The organism is uncultured Methanobrevibacter sp., from assembly GCF_900314695.1.
GTDB lineage: Archaea > Methanobacteriota > Methanobacteria > Methanobacteriales > Methanobacteriaceae > Methanocatella.
Map to the genome: position 1 here is coordinate 12,741 of NZ_OMWD01000015.1, position 15,230 is coordinate 27,970.

General features: G+C 32.5%; 14 protein-coding genes, 1 tRNA gene and 1 pseudogene. 7 read left to right on the top strand and 9 right to left on the bottom strand.

Features of this window, described 5'->3' with window-relative positions:
* Both QZN45_RS06305 and QZN45_RS06310 read left to right on the top strand, forming a co-directional pair.
* Entirely contained in the window at window positions 1–891 is an 891-nt protein-coding gene (locus QZN45_RS06305) for a DMT family transporter (protein WP_296811911.1), read from the top strand.
* A 467-nt stretch (window positions 892–1,358) separates the two neighbouring features.
* Entirely contained in the window at window positions 1,359–3,260 is a 1,902-nt protein-coding gene (locus QZN45_RS06310) for an MJ1255/VC2487 family glycosyltransferase (RefSeq protein WP_292880271.1), read from the top strand.
* 33 nt (window positions 3,261–3,293) lie between these two features.
* Here QZN45_RS06310 and QZN45_RS06315 read toward each other — a convergent pair.
* From QZN45_RS06315 to QZN45_RS06325, 3 genes and pseudogenes are all read right to left on the bottom strand, one after another.
* Window positions 3,294–4,208: pseudogene (locus tag QZN45_RS06315) on the bottom strand (transcription initiation factor IIB); the annotation flags it as partial.
* 62 nt (window positions 4,209–4,270) lie between these two features.
* On the bottom strand, window positions 4,271–4,558 hold the full coding sequence (locus QZN45_RS06320) for a Gar1/Naf1 family protein (RefSeq protein WP_292606882.1): 288 nt from the start codon (window positions 4,556–4,558) through the stop codon (window positions 4,271–4,273).
* 116 nt (window positions 4,559–4,674) lie between these two features.
* Window positions 4,675–5,412 (bottom strand): RraA family protein, encoded by a 738-nt coding sequence (locus QZN45_RS06325; protein ID WP_292606878.1) that lies wholly within the window; start codon window positions 5,410–5,412, stop codon window positions 4,675–4,677.
* Window positions 5,413–5,835: 423 nt separating this feature from the next.
* Here QZN45_RS06325 and dnaG point away from each other — a divergent pair, with 423 nt between their 5' ends.
* The 5 genes from dnaG (at window position 5,836) to QZN45_RS06350 (ending at window position 9,645) form a co-directional block, all read left to right on the top strand.
* Complete coding sequence (dnaG, locus tag QZN45_RS06330) at window positions 5,836–7,083, top strand: DNA primase DnaG (RefSeq protein WP_292606875.1); 1,248 nt, start codon at window positions 5,836–5,838, stop codon at window positions 7,081–7,083.
* Between the two features lie 182 nt (window positions 7,084–7,265).
* Window positions 7,266–7,868, top strand: coding sequence for a biotin transporter BioY (locus tag QZN45_RS06335; RefSeq protein ID WP_292880334.1), 603 nt, complete (start codon window positions 7,266–7,268; stop codon window positions 7,866–7,868).
* A 44-nt stretch (window positions 7,869–7,912) separates the two neighbouring features.
* The gene (locus tag QZN45_RS06340) at window positions 7,913–8,299 is read left to right on the top strand and encodes a DUF1284 domain-containing protein (protein WP_292606872.1); all 387 of its coding nucleotides are present in this window, start codon (window positions 7,913–7,915) and stop codon (window positions 8,297–8,299) included.
* A gap of 60 nt (window positions 8,300–8,359) precedes the next feature.
* Window positions 8,360–8,431 (top strand) — tRNA-Gln (locus QZN45_RS06345).
* 29 nt (window positions 8,432–8,460) lie between these two features.
* Window positions 8,461–9,645, top strand: a complete 1,185-nt coding sequence (locus QZN45_RS06350) for an ATP-grasp domain-containing protein (RefSeq protein ID WP_292606869.1) — start codon at window positions 8,461–8,463, stop codon at window positions 9,643–9,645.
* Here the strand turns inward: QZN45_RS06350 and QZN45_RS06355 are convergent.
* From QZN45_RS06355 to QZN45_RS06380, 6 genes are all read right to left on the bottom strand, one after another.
* Complete coding sequence (locus tag QZN45_RS06355) at window positions 9,617–9,766, bottom strand: hypothetical protein (protein WP_292606867.1); 150 nt, start codon at window positions 9,764–9,766, stop codon at window positions 9,617–9,619. The two genes, QZN45_RS06350 and QZN45_RS06355, sit on opposite strands and share 29 nt — an antisense overlap.
* Before the next feature lie 147 nt (window positions 9,767–9,913).
* Window positions 9,914–10,600, bottom strand: coding sequence for a V-type ATP synthase subunit D (locus QZN45_RS06360; RefSeq protein WP_292606865.1), 687 nt, complete (start codon window positions 10,598–10,600; stop codon window positions 9,914–9,916).
* A 28-nt stretch (window positions 10,601–10,628) separates the two neighbouring features.
* Window positions 10,629–12,020 carry a V-type ATP synthase subunit B gene (locus QZN45_RS06365; protein WP_292606862.1) on the bottom strand — a complete coding sequence of 464 codons (1,392 nt, stop codon included), beginning with the start codon at window positions 12,018–12,020 and terminating at the stop codon, window positions 10,629–10,631.
* Between the two features lie 2 nt (window positions 12,021–12,022).
* Window positions 12,023–13,765, bottom strand: a complete 1,743-nt coding sequence (locus QZN45_RS06370) for an ATP synthase subunit A (RefSeq protein WP_292606859.1) — start codon at window positions 13,763–13,765, stop codon at window positions 12,023–12,025.
* Window positions 13,762–14,079 carry a V-type ATP synthase subunit F gene (locus tag QZN45_RS06375; RefSeq protein WP_292606857.1) on the bottom strand — a complete coding sequence of 106 codons (318 nt, stop codon included), beginning with the start codon at window positions 14,077–14,079 and terminating at the stop codon, window positions 13,762–13,764. The genes QZN45_RS06370 and QZN45_RS06375 overlap by 4 nt, the downstream gene beginning before the upstream one ends.
* Window positions 14,076–15,230 (bottom strand): V-type ATP synthase subunit C, encoded by a 1,155-nt coding sequence (locus QZN45_RS06380; protein WP_292606853.1) that lies wholly within the window; start codon window positions 15,228–15,230, stop codon window positions 14,076–14,078. Before QZN45_RS06380 ends, QZN45_RS06375 begins: the two co-directional genes overlap by 4 nt.

Here is a 15,230-nt window from a genome sequence, read left to right on the forward strand (position 1 = left end):
ATGAAAAAAATCTATCTAATTTTACCAATATTGGCAGGACTGATGTTTGGATCAAGTGGCATTTTCGTTCGAACATTAACTCAAAATGGCATTGATTCAACCACATTACTTTTTTTAAGGTTTTCAATTGCTATAATCCCCCTTTTAATTGCTATTTTTTTAACCGATGCCAAATTATTAAAAATAGAATTAAAGGATATCCCTCTTTTTTTGCTTTGTGCAATATGTATTGTTGGACTGAATATATGTTACAATGAATCAATGAATACTGTTCCACTATCTTTAGCAGCAGTACTATTGTCATTAGCTCCAATTTATGTATTAATTTTAGCATACATATTATTTAGAGAAAACATCACCGCCAAAAAGTTAATTTGTATGGCTTTGGCAATTTTTGGATGCATCTTAATGACTGGAGTTCTTGAAAGCAATTTAAGTGATATTCCATTACTGGGCATCATTTCAGGAATAGGTGCTGGATTATTCTGGGCAATCTATCTAATGGCATCCAAAAAATCGATTGAAAATGGAAATCACACTTACACAATACTGATTTATTCTATAGTTTTCATTTCAATAGCATTGATTCCATTTACAAACTTTAGCCAAATTACAGGTTTCATATCAGTTAATCCCACATTGGCAATCATATTTCTGATTATACATTCAACATTTTCATTTGCCCTGCCATATATTCTTTCTACAGTAAGCTTGAAATATATCGACTCCGGAGTATCATCCATCATAATGTCCGGAGCAGAACCTTTCGCTGCATTAACCTTTGGATTTTTAATCTATTCTGAAGTTCCAACATTTCTAATGTTTTGCGGATTTCTATTAACAATAATATCAATCATGATTATAGGCAAAAAAGAAAATGCGAAAAATTAATTTGACAACCAATAGGGAGAGGTGCATTTCAACTGTAAAATGATTATCAACCAACATTTTAACAAAACTCCACAATAATCTATTTTTTAATTATTTTAAAAGTTTACAACCTATAATAAAAAAAATAAACTTTTTAAGAACAATTCTTTAAAAAAAAGTAAAAAATATTGATTTACTCGGAATTTTTTTTCATACAATAATTTAATTAAAACAGACATTAGCAAAAATATTTATTAAAAATTCAATAAAAAAACAAAATAATGAAAATTAAACAATCATTATAAAATTTAATGAATATAAATGAGCCACTAAACTTGAAGATGAATTTGCCCAAATTCTATTTTCATGTTAAAATATTATTATCTTGGAAAAAAATCAAATTCTAGATACGAACAAAAAACACTTGAAACTTAAAAAAACAACTTTTTTTACAAAGATTTATTAAATCAAAAAATAAATTTAAAAGTATGATTTTAAGCATTATCATACCTACCTATAACGAGGAAGAATACCTTCCAGTTTTATTAGAAAGCATAAAAAAACAAAATTTCAGTGATTATGAAGTAATAGTGGCTGATGCTAATTCAACTGATAGAACACGAGAAATTGCAGAGGAATATGGATGTGTTATAGTAGATGGAGGTCTTCCAGCAGTAGGCAGGAACAATGGTGCTAAAGTTGCCAAAGGAGAGTATTTAATTTTTCTAGATTCTGATTTGGTACTTACAGACGATTATTTGAGAAATGTAATTTATGAATTTAAAATGGAAAGACTTGGAATAGCCATTACACAAATGCTTCCAATGTCAAATAAAATTGAAGACAAATTATTCCACGATTTTGCAAATTACTTTATGATTGGCGTTGAAAACATCAAACCACATGGTGCAGGTTGTTATGGAATTATAGCAAAAAAAGAGTTGCACGATGAATGCAATGGTTTCGATGAATCATTAACTTTTGGTGAAGATACTGACTACATTGAAAGATTAGCTAAAAAAGAACCATTTAAAGTACTAAGAAATGCAAAAATTGGTGTTTCAACTAGAAGACTTGAAGAAGAAGGAATTACAACATTAATAAAACAGTACGGTAAAAGTACTGTGAATGATTTTCTGGGAAAAAGAACTGACGCTGAAGAACTAGATTATAACTTTGACCATGGCCATGAAAAGATTACTACATCAGAATTATCAGGACTTGAAAAAAACGCAAAAAGAATTAATTCAGTTAAATCACGTTATGATAATTCAGTTGAAAGATACAACACAGCCCAATCTAGAATAAAAGCAAATCATCGTAAAAGACAAAAAAAAGTTGTATTTTACTGTGTTTGCGGTGAAGGAATGGGTCATGCTATCAGAACAGGAGTCATTGTTGATAAAATTAAGGAAAAATATGATGTATACCTATTTTCAAGTGACAGAGCATACGAATACTTGAATTCCAAATTTGACAACGTCTATGAAATCGGAGGATTCAATACTGTTTACATTAACAATAAAGTGAATAATCTGAAAACTCTTTCAGATGCCATTAAAAGAAATCCCACAAATATTAAGGTAGGATATGAGAATTTATATAAAAAAGCAGCTCAACTAAAACCGGACGTCATTGTTACTGATTTTGAAATTTATGCTACAATGATTTCTAAAATCAGAGGCATACCCCTGATTAGTTTGGACAATATCCATATGATGACTCAAACTAAAATTGATTATCCAAAAAAATATTTTGGAGAAATGCTTAAAGCAAAGGGAGTTATCAAAACTTATGTTGTAAAACCGAAAATACATATTTTAACCAGTTTTTTTTATCCTAAAATTAAACCAAGAAAAAATGCAGTTATCTACCCTCCAATTATCCGTGAAGACATAATGAAATTGGAACCTAAAGATGGAAATCATGTTATTGTTTATCAAACAAGCCGAGAAAGCGAAAAACTTGTTCGTAAATTAAAAGCACTTAAAAATGAAAAATTTATTGTATATGGGTTTAATAAAAGAGAAAAAGATGGCAATTTAATTTATAAAGAATTTAATGAAGACGAATTTTATGATGATTTGGCATCATCCAAAGCAGTGATTTGTAATGGTGGTTTTACATTCATCTGCGAAGCAATATATCTTAAAAAACCTATTTATTCTGTTCCGGCCAATGGAAATTTTGAACAAATATTAAACGGATTTTATGTTCAGAAATTGGGTTATGGGGAATATCATGAAATCATGAATGCTAAAATGGTCAAAAACTTCTTAAACAGACTTCCAAAATATCAAAAAAGACTTTCAAAAGTTAAAAATTACAACAATGATGGAATTATTAGAGAACTAATATATAGAATTGAAAAATATTCGCTAGGAAAATAATAAAAAAAGGATTAATTAAAAAATTTAATTAATCTATAAAGTTACACCCATTTCCAATTGTTCGGTTAATTCTTTGTATCTGTTACGTATGGTTACTTCAGTTACACCTGCAATATCTGCAACATCCCTTTGGGTTTTTCTCTCACCAAGTAAAACGGATGCAATATATAATGCAGCTGCAGCAACTCCAGTAGGACCTCTTCCTGAAGTCAAACCTTTTTCCATAGCTTTTTCGATTATTTCAATAGCTTTGGATTGTGCTTCACCGGAAAGTCCTAGTTCTGATGCGAATCTTGGAACATAATCAACTGGAGAAGTTGGTGGTAATTTAATGTTTAATTCACGAGTTAAAAATCTGTAGGTACGACCTACCTCTTTTTTAGTAACTCTTGACACTTCAGCAATTTCATCTAGAGTACGCGGAACATTACAACGGCGACATGCTGCATATAATGAAGCAGCAACCACACCTTCAATACTTCTTCCTCTGATTAATTTATTATCTACTGCACTTCTGTAAACAACAGATGCGGCTTCCCTTACACTTCTAGGAAGACCTAATCTTGAAGAATCACGATCAAGTTCACTTAATGCAAATGCTAAGTTCCTTTCAGTAGCACCGGAAATTCTGATTTTTCTTTGCCATTTTCTTAATCTGTACCATTGAGCCCTGTTTCTTGCAGGAATATCACGACCGTAGATATCTTTATTTCTCCAGTCTATCATGGTACTTAAACCTTTATCGTGAATAGTGTAAGTAATTGGAGCTCCAACTCTTGTACGTTTATCTCTTTGTTCATGGTCGAATGCTCTCCATTCAGGACCCATGTCTACAAGGTTTTCATCAATAACCAAACCACAACGAGCACAAACTACTTCTGCTCTTTCATAATCACCAATTAATTCTTCAGAACCACATTCAGGACATACAGTCTGTTTATTATCATCAAAAACTTTTTCTTGTCTTGGTTCTCTTGTAGATCTCCTACCTCTAGTTCTAGGAGCTTCTGTTACTTCTTGTGTCGTGCTTTCATCCTCCTTTTTTTAGGTTTTTTGGATTTTGGTTTTGATACAAATAGTTTTTCACCACAATTTTTCGCAATACGATCCCGATTGGCTGATCTAAATAACCTAATTGAGACGTATGGTTGTTTTGTTGGTCCAAAAACATAGCTAACCTTCCCAATTTTATTTTTATTACTGTCAAAGACAATTCCACCAGGTGACGGTGTTTTAGAAGATCTAGCTATTAATTTACCAGAATTTGCAATATGCAAACTATTTCCTAAGAATTTCATATAATCAAACTAAAATCAAATCTGTATCGTTTATATAATTATAAGAAAAGTAGTATATAAACATATCGGTAATATTTATATACCAAATGAGTTTATATTTAAAAGTTTTACTATTTTCATCTAAGGCCAGTAATCTGTGCTAAAGTCATACCACTGGCCAATTTTTCTACAATTCCTGACTCAGTCAATTTCACTTCAAGCGCTGAAACCATAACTTTATTGAACAATTCCTTAGGAATTATAACAATTCCAGTCTCATCTCCAAAGAAAAAATCACCAGGATTTATGTTATTTCCTTCAATTTCAATTGGTTGGTTTAAAGTACCCAAACCAAGAGCTAAACCAGCATTTGGAACAAAATTGGAAGCAAAAATAGGATAATCCATATATAATAAAGCATCCAAATCACGAACGGATCCATAAATAACGGTTGCCTTAATTCCATTATTTTTAGCCGCAGTAGATGCTAATTCACCCCATATGGCTTTTTCATCATTATCGACTTTGAAAAATAAAATATCTCCATAACCTGCAGCATCAATAGCCAAAGCTGAAGTTCCCCAATCATCACTTGTAGTTTCAGCAGTAAAAATGCTTCCCCACACTTTTAGATTATTAATAGGTTTTATGGATTTTATAGTTCCGGAACGATGTGAAATTCCTTTATATGCATCCGAAATTTGGCATACAGATATATTTTCAAGCAAGGAACAAAGATGAATATGTTCCCTATAATTATCGCCATTAAATTTTAAATCATCAACAGTAACATTTTTTAAATCAATATCCCCAACATTAACCCGCTTATCTAAATTTTTATTTTTATTTAAAACATCACTCGGAGTTACGCTCATTAGCTCACCATATATTCTTTTTTCATAATAGATATTATGATTGCTTTGTTAAAATATTTTTTCAATATGACACATTTTATATATTAGTTTTACCAATATAAGACATGTAGTATTATAAAAATACTTTAATTATTATATGCTCATAAGAGTTTATTTACATTATTCATTATTATAAATTATTATTAATTAATTCAAAGACAGGAGAAAAATCAAATATTAAGGAATCGAAGATTGGCGAGTTTTATAAATTTCAAATTAAATCATATGGAATGAATTGATAAAACCTTAATTGTGTGACGCTCCTAAATGTATTGGCTCTTTTTCTAGTGTATAATAGATAAAAAAATATGTTTATCGTATAATTTATGCAAGTTTTAGTTATTACATAAATTATCCCGATTAATAAGCTTAGGAGGCTTAAAAATGGGAAAAGGTGAAGAATTAACTACAACAAAATATTTAATTCATGCCCAAATTACCGCCAACGGTATTGTTGAAAAGCCTGATGTTGTTGGTGCAGTATTTGGACAAACTGAAGGTTTACTTAGTAACGATTTAGATTTAAGAGAACTTCAAAGAACTGGAAGAATTGGAAGAATCCAAGTTAACATTCATTCCAATAGCGGAAGGGCAAAAGGTGAAATTGTTATTCCATCCAGTTTAGATAGAGTTGAAACCGCCATTCTCGCAGCATCTCTCGAAACAATCAATCGTGTTGGACCTTGTGAAGCTCAAATTCAAACTTTAAAAGTTGAAGACGTAAGAGCAGTCAAAAGAGAACAAGTTGTTAACCGTGCAAAAGAAATCTACAAAAACATGGTTGAAAGCGTCGGTCCAGCCAGTATGAAAATGATTGAAGAGGTAAGGGAAGCAATGAGAGTTCACGAAATCTCTGAATATGGAGATGATCGTTTACCTGCAGGCCCAAGCATACACACTTCCGATGCAATTATTGTAGTGGAAGGCCGTAGTGATGTTTTAAACTTACTCAAATATGGTATTAAAAATACCGTTGCAGTTGAAGGAGTCAGTGTTCCTCAAGCAATTGGTGAATTAAGTAAGAAAAGAACTACCACTGCATTTGTAGATGGAGATAGGGGCGGAGAACTTATCTTAAAAGAACTCTTGCAAATCGGAGATGTTGACTACATTACACGTGCTCCAAAAGGAAAAGAAGTTGAAGACCTAGAAAAAGATGAAGTTCTAGTCGCACTCAGAGATAAAGTTCCTACAGCACAATTTTTAGCAACAAACAATATTCTGAATGAATCCAATAGTTCTAATAAAAAAGACAACAACAATAAAAAATATCAGAATAAACATTCCAAAAAACATCAAAAATTCACTCCTCGTGAAGAAGTTGTTGAAGAACCAGCTGTCGAAGATGATGAAGTTAGCTTAATGAAAGATATGTTAAAAGAATTTGAAGGCACTGGCAGTGGAGCTATTTTAGATGAAGCATTGAATATGACCAAAGAGGTTGAAGTGGAAAATATATACGAAGAAATCAAAGGTATTGAAGGGACCGCTAATAGTGTCATATTTGATGGAGTAATCAGCCAAAGATTAGTTGATGTAGCTTCCGAAAAAGGAATAAAAAAATTAGTTGCATTCAAATCAATGAATATAGTTAAAAAACCACATGATGTGAAATTAATAACTATTAACTAAATACCACATTTTAGGAAATAGAATCACTATTTCCATATTTTTCTTATTTTTCAAAACTTTTTGTTTAATCGGCTTATTGCTAAACTTAAACTATCCTTCAAATCGCAAAAAATTCATAAATAATATATAATATAATAAACAGAAATATTATAGAATTTAGAAATTGGAGGATAAAAATGAATATCGATATGGATAATTATTATAGTACTAGAAAAAATGTATTCGAAAGAATTGAAGATGCTAGTACTGCAACTAAATTACTCATGTCATTAATGATGGCATGTTTTACAGGTATAATGGCTCAAATTATTATCCCACTCCCATGGACTCCAGTTCCTATAACTGCACAAACATTTGCAGTATTATGTTCTGGTTTACTTTTAGGTAAAAAATATGGATGTTTAAGCCAAATATTATATGTTGTTTTAGGTATTGCATTTATTCCATGGTTTGGTGGAATGACCGGGGGTATTGAAGTACTCCTCGGATCAACTGGAGGATTCTTAATCGGATTTATAATTGCATCATACTTCATTGGAGCAATTAGAGACAAATATGCAGATGCCCGTAACTTTACAAAAATGGCACTAGTAATCGGTGTTGCAAACTTTGCATTAATTTACATTCCAGGTCTTGCAGGCCTTGCATTATGGTCCAGTTATGCAGGAGCACCATTAGGAATAATCGATTTATTAATGATGGGTCTTGTTCCATTTATTGCTGGAGATATTGTTAAAATTTTAGGTGCAGCCTCTGTATCTAAAGCATTTTTACCAAAAGACTAAAAAGGTTTCAAACCTTTTCTTTTTTTATTTATTTTACTGATATTATGAAACTTGTTTTACGAGGTCATCATTTATTATGCCTCCAAGGTTTTCAGGGATATGGCTATGACGATGATTTTGTTAAAAATATGACTAAAATCAATCAAGCTAGAAAATCAGAAGGCACAACCATTTCAATTACAAACAGACCGGACGACATCTGCAGATCTTGCCCAAATTTGAAAGATAATTTATGTCAAAATCATAATGAAAACGAAAAAATCGTATCAATGGATAATGAAGTGTTATCTGAATTTGACCAAACTACGGAATATGATAGCATAGATTTATTTAAAAAAGTTGAAAACATATTTAATTCAAAAGAAAGGGTGAGTAAAATATGTTCTAAATGCATATGGCATGACAAATGTTTGTTTTATCAAAAACTATGAACCGATACTTTTAAATACTACATGATAAAGATATATTAAATGTTGTAATACAACAAATATAGTCCCGTAGGGTAGTGGTAATCCTTCTAGGCTTTGGACCCGGAGACGGCGGTTCGACTCCGCTCGGGACTATTTCAATTAACTATTTTTTATGATATTTTATGGAAAAGCTATTACTTATTGGAATTGATACTAGAAGTATGCTTAACAGTGCTTTAAAGCTCAATTATACGATTTATTCTACAAGTTACTTTTCAACTTCAGACACCCCAATTATTGAAAATCAAAAAATTATCCTAAAGGAAGAGGATGGAGTGAGCTGTGGTGTATTTGAAGATAAATTCAATAGCGAAAATATTTTAGAAATTTCCAGGGATTACCTTGATGAAGTCGACTACATCATACCCATTTCAGGAATCTCCCCATCTGATTTTTCAAAAGGACATAAAAAAAAGATTTTAGGAAATAAGAATGTTAAGGATATTGAAAACAAATATAATTTTTATGAAAAAATCAAAGATGAATTCTTAACTCCAATGACTTTTAATGTAATTGATATAGATGAAGCATTTGAAATAAGTAAAAATTATCAGAATATTCAATTTATTTTAAAACCCGTGCAAGGAAGTGGTGGGTATGATATCAACATGTTAAATAAAAACACATATATTCAATTTAACAAAGGCGAATTTATTCTTCAGGAATATGTCTCCGGAATCAATTTAAGTTCATCAGTTCTTGCAAGTAAAGATAGTGCAAAAACAATAATGAATTCAAGATTATTGACAATTAACGATTTTGAAAAAAATAACAGTTTTATATATGTCGGAAATATTCTGCCTTTAACCAAAAAATCCATTATGGCCAATGTAAAAGATATCAACAAAATAAATGACAAGATGACCAACACATCCCAGGATTTAGCAGAAAAATTCAAATTGATTGGCTCTAATGGCGTGGACTATATTCTTAATGAAAATGGACTATATGTAATCGAAATGAATCCCAGACTTCAGGGAACATTTGAATGCGTAGAAAAATCATTGGGAATAAATATGCTCAATGCACATATAAAAGCATGTTTTGGAGAGATTATTGAAATTCCTAAAGCACAATATTATTCCTATAAAAAAATCATTTATTCACCGACAAGAATGAAATATGAAAAAATAGATTTAGAAAATATTTATGATACACCACATATCGGATCGATAACTGAAAAATCAGAACCTTTACTCACAATAATTGACAAAGATAAAGATTTTGAAAAATTATATGAAAAAGTAGAATCAGCAAGTAAAAAGGTGAATGAGTTAGCTAAAAAAAGCCAACAAGGTGCAAAATAAATATTATTGCTCCAATTGTTATCAAAAAAGTAGTTGCAATCATTGCATAAGTCATCCACATGAATACTCTAGCTTTATTATCAGGGTCTTTCATAAACTGGTCAATTGGATTTCTTTTCATTTTAAACACACTTTCTACAAATTTCTAGTAAAAAAATATTTTACAGTAACGATTTTAAATAAACTTTTTTTAAAAATAAATTAATTTTAAAACTTTAATTAAAAAATAATAAAAAAATAGAAGAAAATGAGAAGTATTAAGAAAAATTTAAGCTTCTACATTTTTAGCTGCTTCAGCTTCAGCAGCCGCTTTTTCATTCTTCTCAATAGTGGATCTAATCATTTTCAATCTTACGAAGTTTTCCCTTTCCATTTCTTGGAGTCTCATATCAATATACTTTTCAGTATTTTGGAATCTTGGAATCATAATATGTTCCAAAGCATTTACCCTACGTTTAGTAGCTTCGATTTCTTCAGCGAGTAAGAAAATTGTTTTTTCTACTTCACCCAGTTCGATTAAGTACTTAACAGATTCCTCATATTTTTTAGCAGCTTCGTCTAATTGAATAGTAGTGTCGGAGAATCCATAACCTCTGTCAATAATGGACCTTTCTTCCATTTTGACATCTGTAACAGGTACTGCAACACCCATAACGCTTCTTGAAGTAATATCAACATCAATAGATTCTTTTACAGATAATGCTGCTTTTCTAACAGCTAAATCACCCATTGCAATTTGAGCTTCAAGTAAAGCTTCATTTGCTTCACTTAGACTTTTTTCTGCGTTTTCACGAATACCTTTGACACGATCCAAGATATCAAAAAACTCTTTAATTAAAGCGTCCCTTTTCTCTTTAAGCAAACCATGCCCTTTAACAGCAAGTTTTGTCCTATTCTTAAGGGACAATAATTCCATACGAGTTGGATTAATTCCATCTATAATATCTTGTGCCATTTAATCACCTACATATACTGTAATGAGACTAGTCATCTTTTGGAAGGTATTGTTCAACAAATTCTTCTTTAACCCTTTTGAGTTCAGTTTTAGGTAAGATTTTAAGTAAACTCCAACCAAGATCTAAAGTTTCAAAGATGGTTCTGTCTTCATCTTTACTTTGGGTAATGAATTGGTCTTCAAATGCTTGAGCAAATTCTAAGAATTTTTGATCCCTTTCAGTAAGTGCTTCTTCCCCTACAACCGCAACGAGGTCTCTTAATTCACGACCTTCTGCATATGCAGAATAAAGTTGGTCAGATACACCACTGTGGTCATCCCTAGTTTTTTCGCCTCCAATACCACCACTCATCAAACGAGAAAGTGAAGGAAGTACATCTACAGGAGGGTAAATACCTTTCCTTGAGATTTCCCTACTTAATACAATTTGTCCTTCAGTAATATAACCGGTTAAGTCCGGAATTGGGTGGGTAATATCGTCTTGAGGCATAACTAAGATAGGCATTTGAGTAATTGAACCTTCTTTACCATCGATACGTCCTGCTCTTTCATAAATACCAGCAAGGTCAGTGTACATGTATCCAGGATAACCTCTTCTTCCAGGTACTTCTTCTCTTGCTGCAGAAATTTCCCTTAAAGCTTCACAGTAGTTAGTCATATCTGTTAAGATAACTAATACTTGCATACCTAATGTAAATGCATAGTATTCAGCAGTAGTCAAAGCCATTTTTGGAGTTAAGATTCTTTCAATAGCAGGGTCGTCTGCTAAGTTCATGAATACTGTTAATTTTTCTAAAGCTCCAGTACGTTCGAAATCTCTCATAAAGAAGTTTGCTTCTTCGTTTGTAATACCCATAGCAGCGAAAATTACTGCAAACTCATCGTCTGCACCTAATACTTTAGCTTGTCTTGCAATTTGTACAGCTAAATCGTTGTGAGGTAAACCAGATCCTGAGAAAATAGGAAGTTTTTGTCCTCTTACTAATGTGTTCATTCCGTCAATGGTAGAGATACCAGTTTGAATAAATTCTTCAGGGAATTCACGAGAAGCAGGGTTCATTGGTGCCCCGTTAATATCTAATTCTTCATCAGGAATAATTTCTGGTCCGCCGTCGATAGGTTTACCAATACCGTTAAAGATACGTCCCATCATGTCTCTGGATACACCGATTTTTGCGGTTTGACCGGTAAATCTGGTTTTGGTATCTTTAGTGTTTAAGTCATTGGTTCCTTCGAAAACCTGAATAACAGCAACATCTTTAGTTACTTCCAGAACTTGTCCACTTCTTTTTTCACCAGTAGGTGTTTCAATATCTACAATTTCATTGTAACCAACGCCTTCTACTCCTTCAACAACCATTAAAGGACCTGAGACTTCAGATACAGTAGTATATTCTCTAGTTTTAATATTTGTATTCATTTTTAAGCCTCACTGCATTGTTTAGTAATTGCGGATTGAATTTCTTCAATTTTTGCATCAAATTCATCTTGTGGGATGTATTTCATTTTACCGATTTCTTCTTTAACAGGTAATGCTACAATGTTAGCAATTGGAGCTCCTCTGTTAACTGCTGCAAGAGATTCTTTGTAGAATAATAAAATGGTTTTTAACATTTTGTACTGTTTATCAGGAGCACAGTATGTATCTACATCATCAAATGCGTTTTGTTGTAAGAAATCTTCTCTTAACATACGAGTAGTTTCCAAAGTAGCTTGGTCAGTTTCAGGTAATGCATCAGGACCAACTAATTGTACAATTTCTTGTAACTCTGATTCTTTTTGTAATAATCCCATAGCTTGGTCACGAGTTGCTCTCCAGTCTGCTGCTACATTTTCAGCCCACCAACCTTCAATACTGTCTACATATAAAGAATAACTTTGTAACCAGTCAATTGAAGGGAAGTGACGTTTATCTGCAAGAGATGCATCTAACGCCCAGAACACTTTACAGATACGTAATGTGTTTTGAGTAACAGGTTCAGATAAGTCCCCACCAGGAGGTGATACAGCACCAACTACAGAAATGGATGCAACATTTGGTTCAGTACCAATAGTTTTTACCCTTCCTGCTCTTTCGTAGAATTGTGCTAATCTGGATGCTAAGTATGCTGGGTAACCTTCTTCCCCAGGCATTTCTTCTAATCTTCCAGAAATCTCCCTCATAGCTTCAGCCCATCTTGAGGTTGAATCTGCCATGAGTGCTACATCGTAACCTTGGTCACGGTAGTATTCAGCAATAGTAATACCAGTATATACACATGCTTCACGAGCTGCTACCGGCATGTTGGAAGTGTTTGCAATAAGAACAGTTCTGTCCATCAATGGATTACCGGTTTTAGGGTCGTCGAGGAATGGGAATTCAGTAAGTACTTCAGTCATTTCGTTACCACGTTCTCCACATCCAATATATACAACGATATCTGCATCAGCCCATTTAGCTAATTGTTGTTGTGTAACAGTTTTACCTGATCCAAAAGGACCTGGAATAGCTGCTGCTCCTCCTTTAGCTACGGAGAAGAAAGTGTCTTGTGCTCTTTGACCAGTTACTAAAGGTATATCTGGATCTAATTTTTCAATGTATGGACGACTTCTTTTAACAGGCCATTTTTGGAGCATTTGAACTTTTTCGCCACCTACAGTAGCAATGTCTTCCAATACAGTGTATTCACCTTCAGCAGCAATTTCGGTTACTTCACCTTCAAGTGTTGGAGGTACCATAATTTTGTGTAAAACTGCAGTAGTTTCTTGAACTTCACCAAGAACGTCTCCACCTTTTAAAACATCTCCAACTTTAGCCACAGGTTTGAAAGTCCATTTTTTCTCTTTGTTTACAGAATCTACATCAATACCTCTTGCAATAAAATCACCAGATTCTTCTCTGATGATTCTTAAAGGTCTTTGAATACCGTCGAAAATAGAACTCATTACACCTGGACCGAGTTCTACTGACAATGGACCACCAGTACATTCAACTACTTCACCCGGTTGAATACCGGCTGTTTCTTCATATACTTGGATAGTAGCGGTGTCACCTTCAAGCTCAATGATTTCTCCGATAAGCTTTTCATCACCTACTCTAACCATCTCAAGCATCTGAGCCCCTCTCATACCATCTGCGATAATAACAGGCCCAGCAATCTTAATAATATTTCCTTCAATAATCATTTAACCATCTCTACCCCGATAACTCTTTTAATAAGGTCATTTATTTGATCAGATGATCCTTCTGAGGACCCATCTTTATCAGGTATTTCAATTATCATTGGTAATACATCAGAACCAATTTTCCTATTAATGTGTTCTCGTATTTCATTAGCCATTAATTGAGTAATGATAATAATTGAAATTTCATCATCTAAAAATTTATCAAAAGCTGCGATAGCTTCTTCTGAAGTGTTAACAACTTCAGCTTTTTTGACACCACCAAGTCTAAATCCAGATACAGTGTCAATATCACCTATAATTGCTACAGAACTCATATTAACATCTCCATGATTTTAGAATTAGGGAAGTCTGCTTCTCTTTTTGCTCTTGCAATAATTTTTAAATTTTTAATTTCATTTTCTTTTTGACTTAAATAACCAATAATTGGACCAACACCTAATGGTTTTTTAACGGATAAGGATTTTGCATAATTTGATGCATAAACATCCAATGCTTTTTCAAATACAGCTACTGAACCAGTTTCATTATATACTGGAATTACCTCAGTTAATGCTTCAGCATATTTTGTTCCTTCTAAACCAGACACCACATTAGTAACATCCGGAGATTCCATTAAATCTTTAAGTTTCCATTCACGTAATTGGTATCCTTCTTCTAACATATAAGGAGCAATTTGATCATAATCAAGACCATCTTGTTTTGCCCTTATAATTAATTTAAGATTAGCTACATCAACTTGAGTTCCAACATATGAATATACAATTTGTCTATTTTCATCAGCAGGAACATCAGAAGAACGTAATAAATTGCCTAAATAATATTTATCTAAAGCAGATTCTAATGGAAGAATCATATTAGTTTCTTCATATTGTGGAAGAGCATCTTCTAAAGCAGCCGCATATTCAGTACCATCTAAACTTGTGACAATATCAGTTACCTTTTCAGAATCAGCTAATGATTCCAAATCACCATATAATGATCCGCAAGGAATTAATAATTCTTTAGTTTCATCTGGTGAAAGACCAACTTCCTTAGCAGTTAAAAGACTTTTAATGTTGTCTATGTCAGTTTTTTTAGACATGACAGCAAAAGGATCTTTTACTTCCTTAGGAGCGATTCTTGCAATAAAGTCATAAGTATTAGCACGTTCAACATCCAATGCTTTATCAAGAGGATATTCATCAAGAACATCAGCATATTCAGGAATACCTTTAAGATAGTTTTCAACTTCTTCTACATTGTTGGTTTCAACAATTTCAGAAATTTGTTTTTCATTAAATAGTCTTCCTTTTCTAGCTCTTACTCTTGCACTTGGGTTAAGATAAGGATAAATGTCCAAAACTGGTCTAGATGCAATGATTACAATAACTGCACCAACAATAAGAACTGCCATTAAACAGAACACAAGAAATGTTTCATGTGTAAGTCCAACAGAACTTATTAAAGTAGCAATTTCATCTGCCAT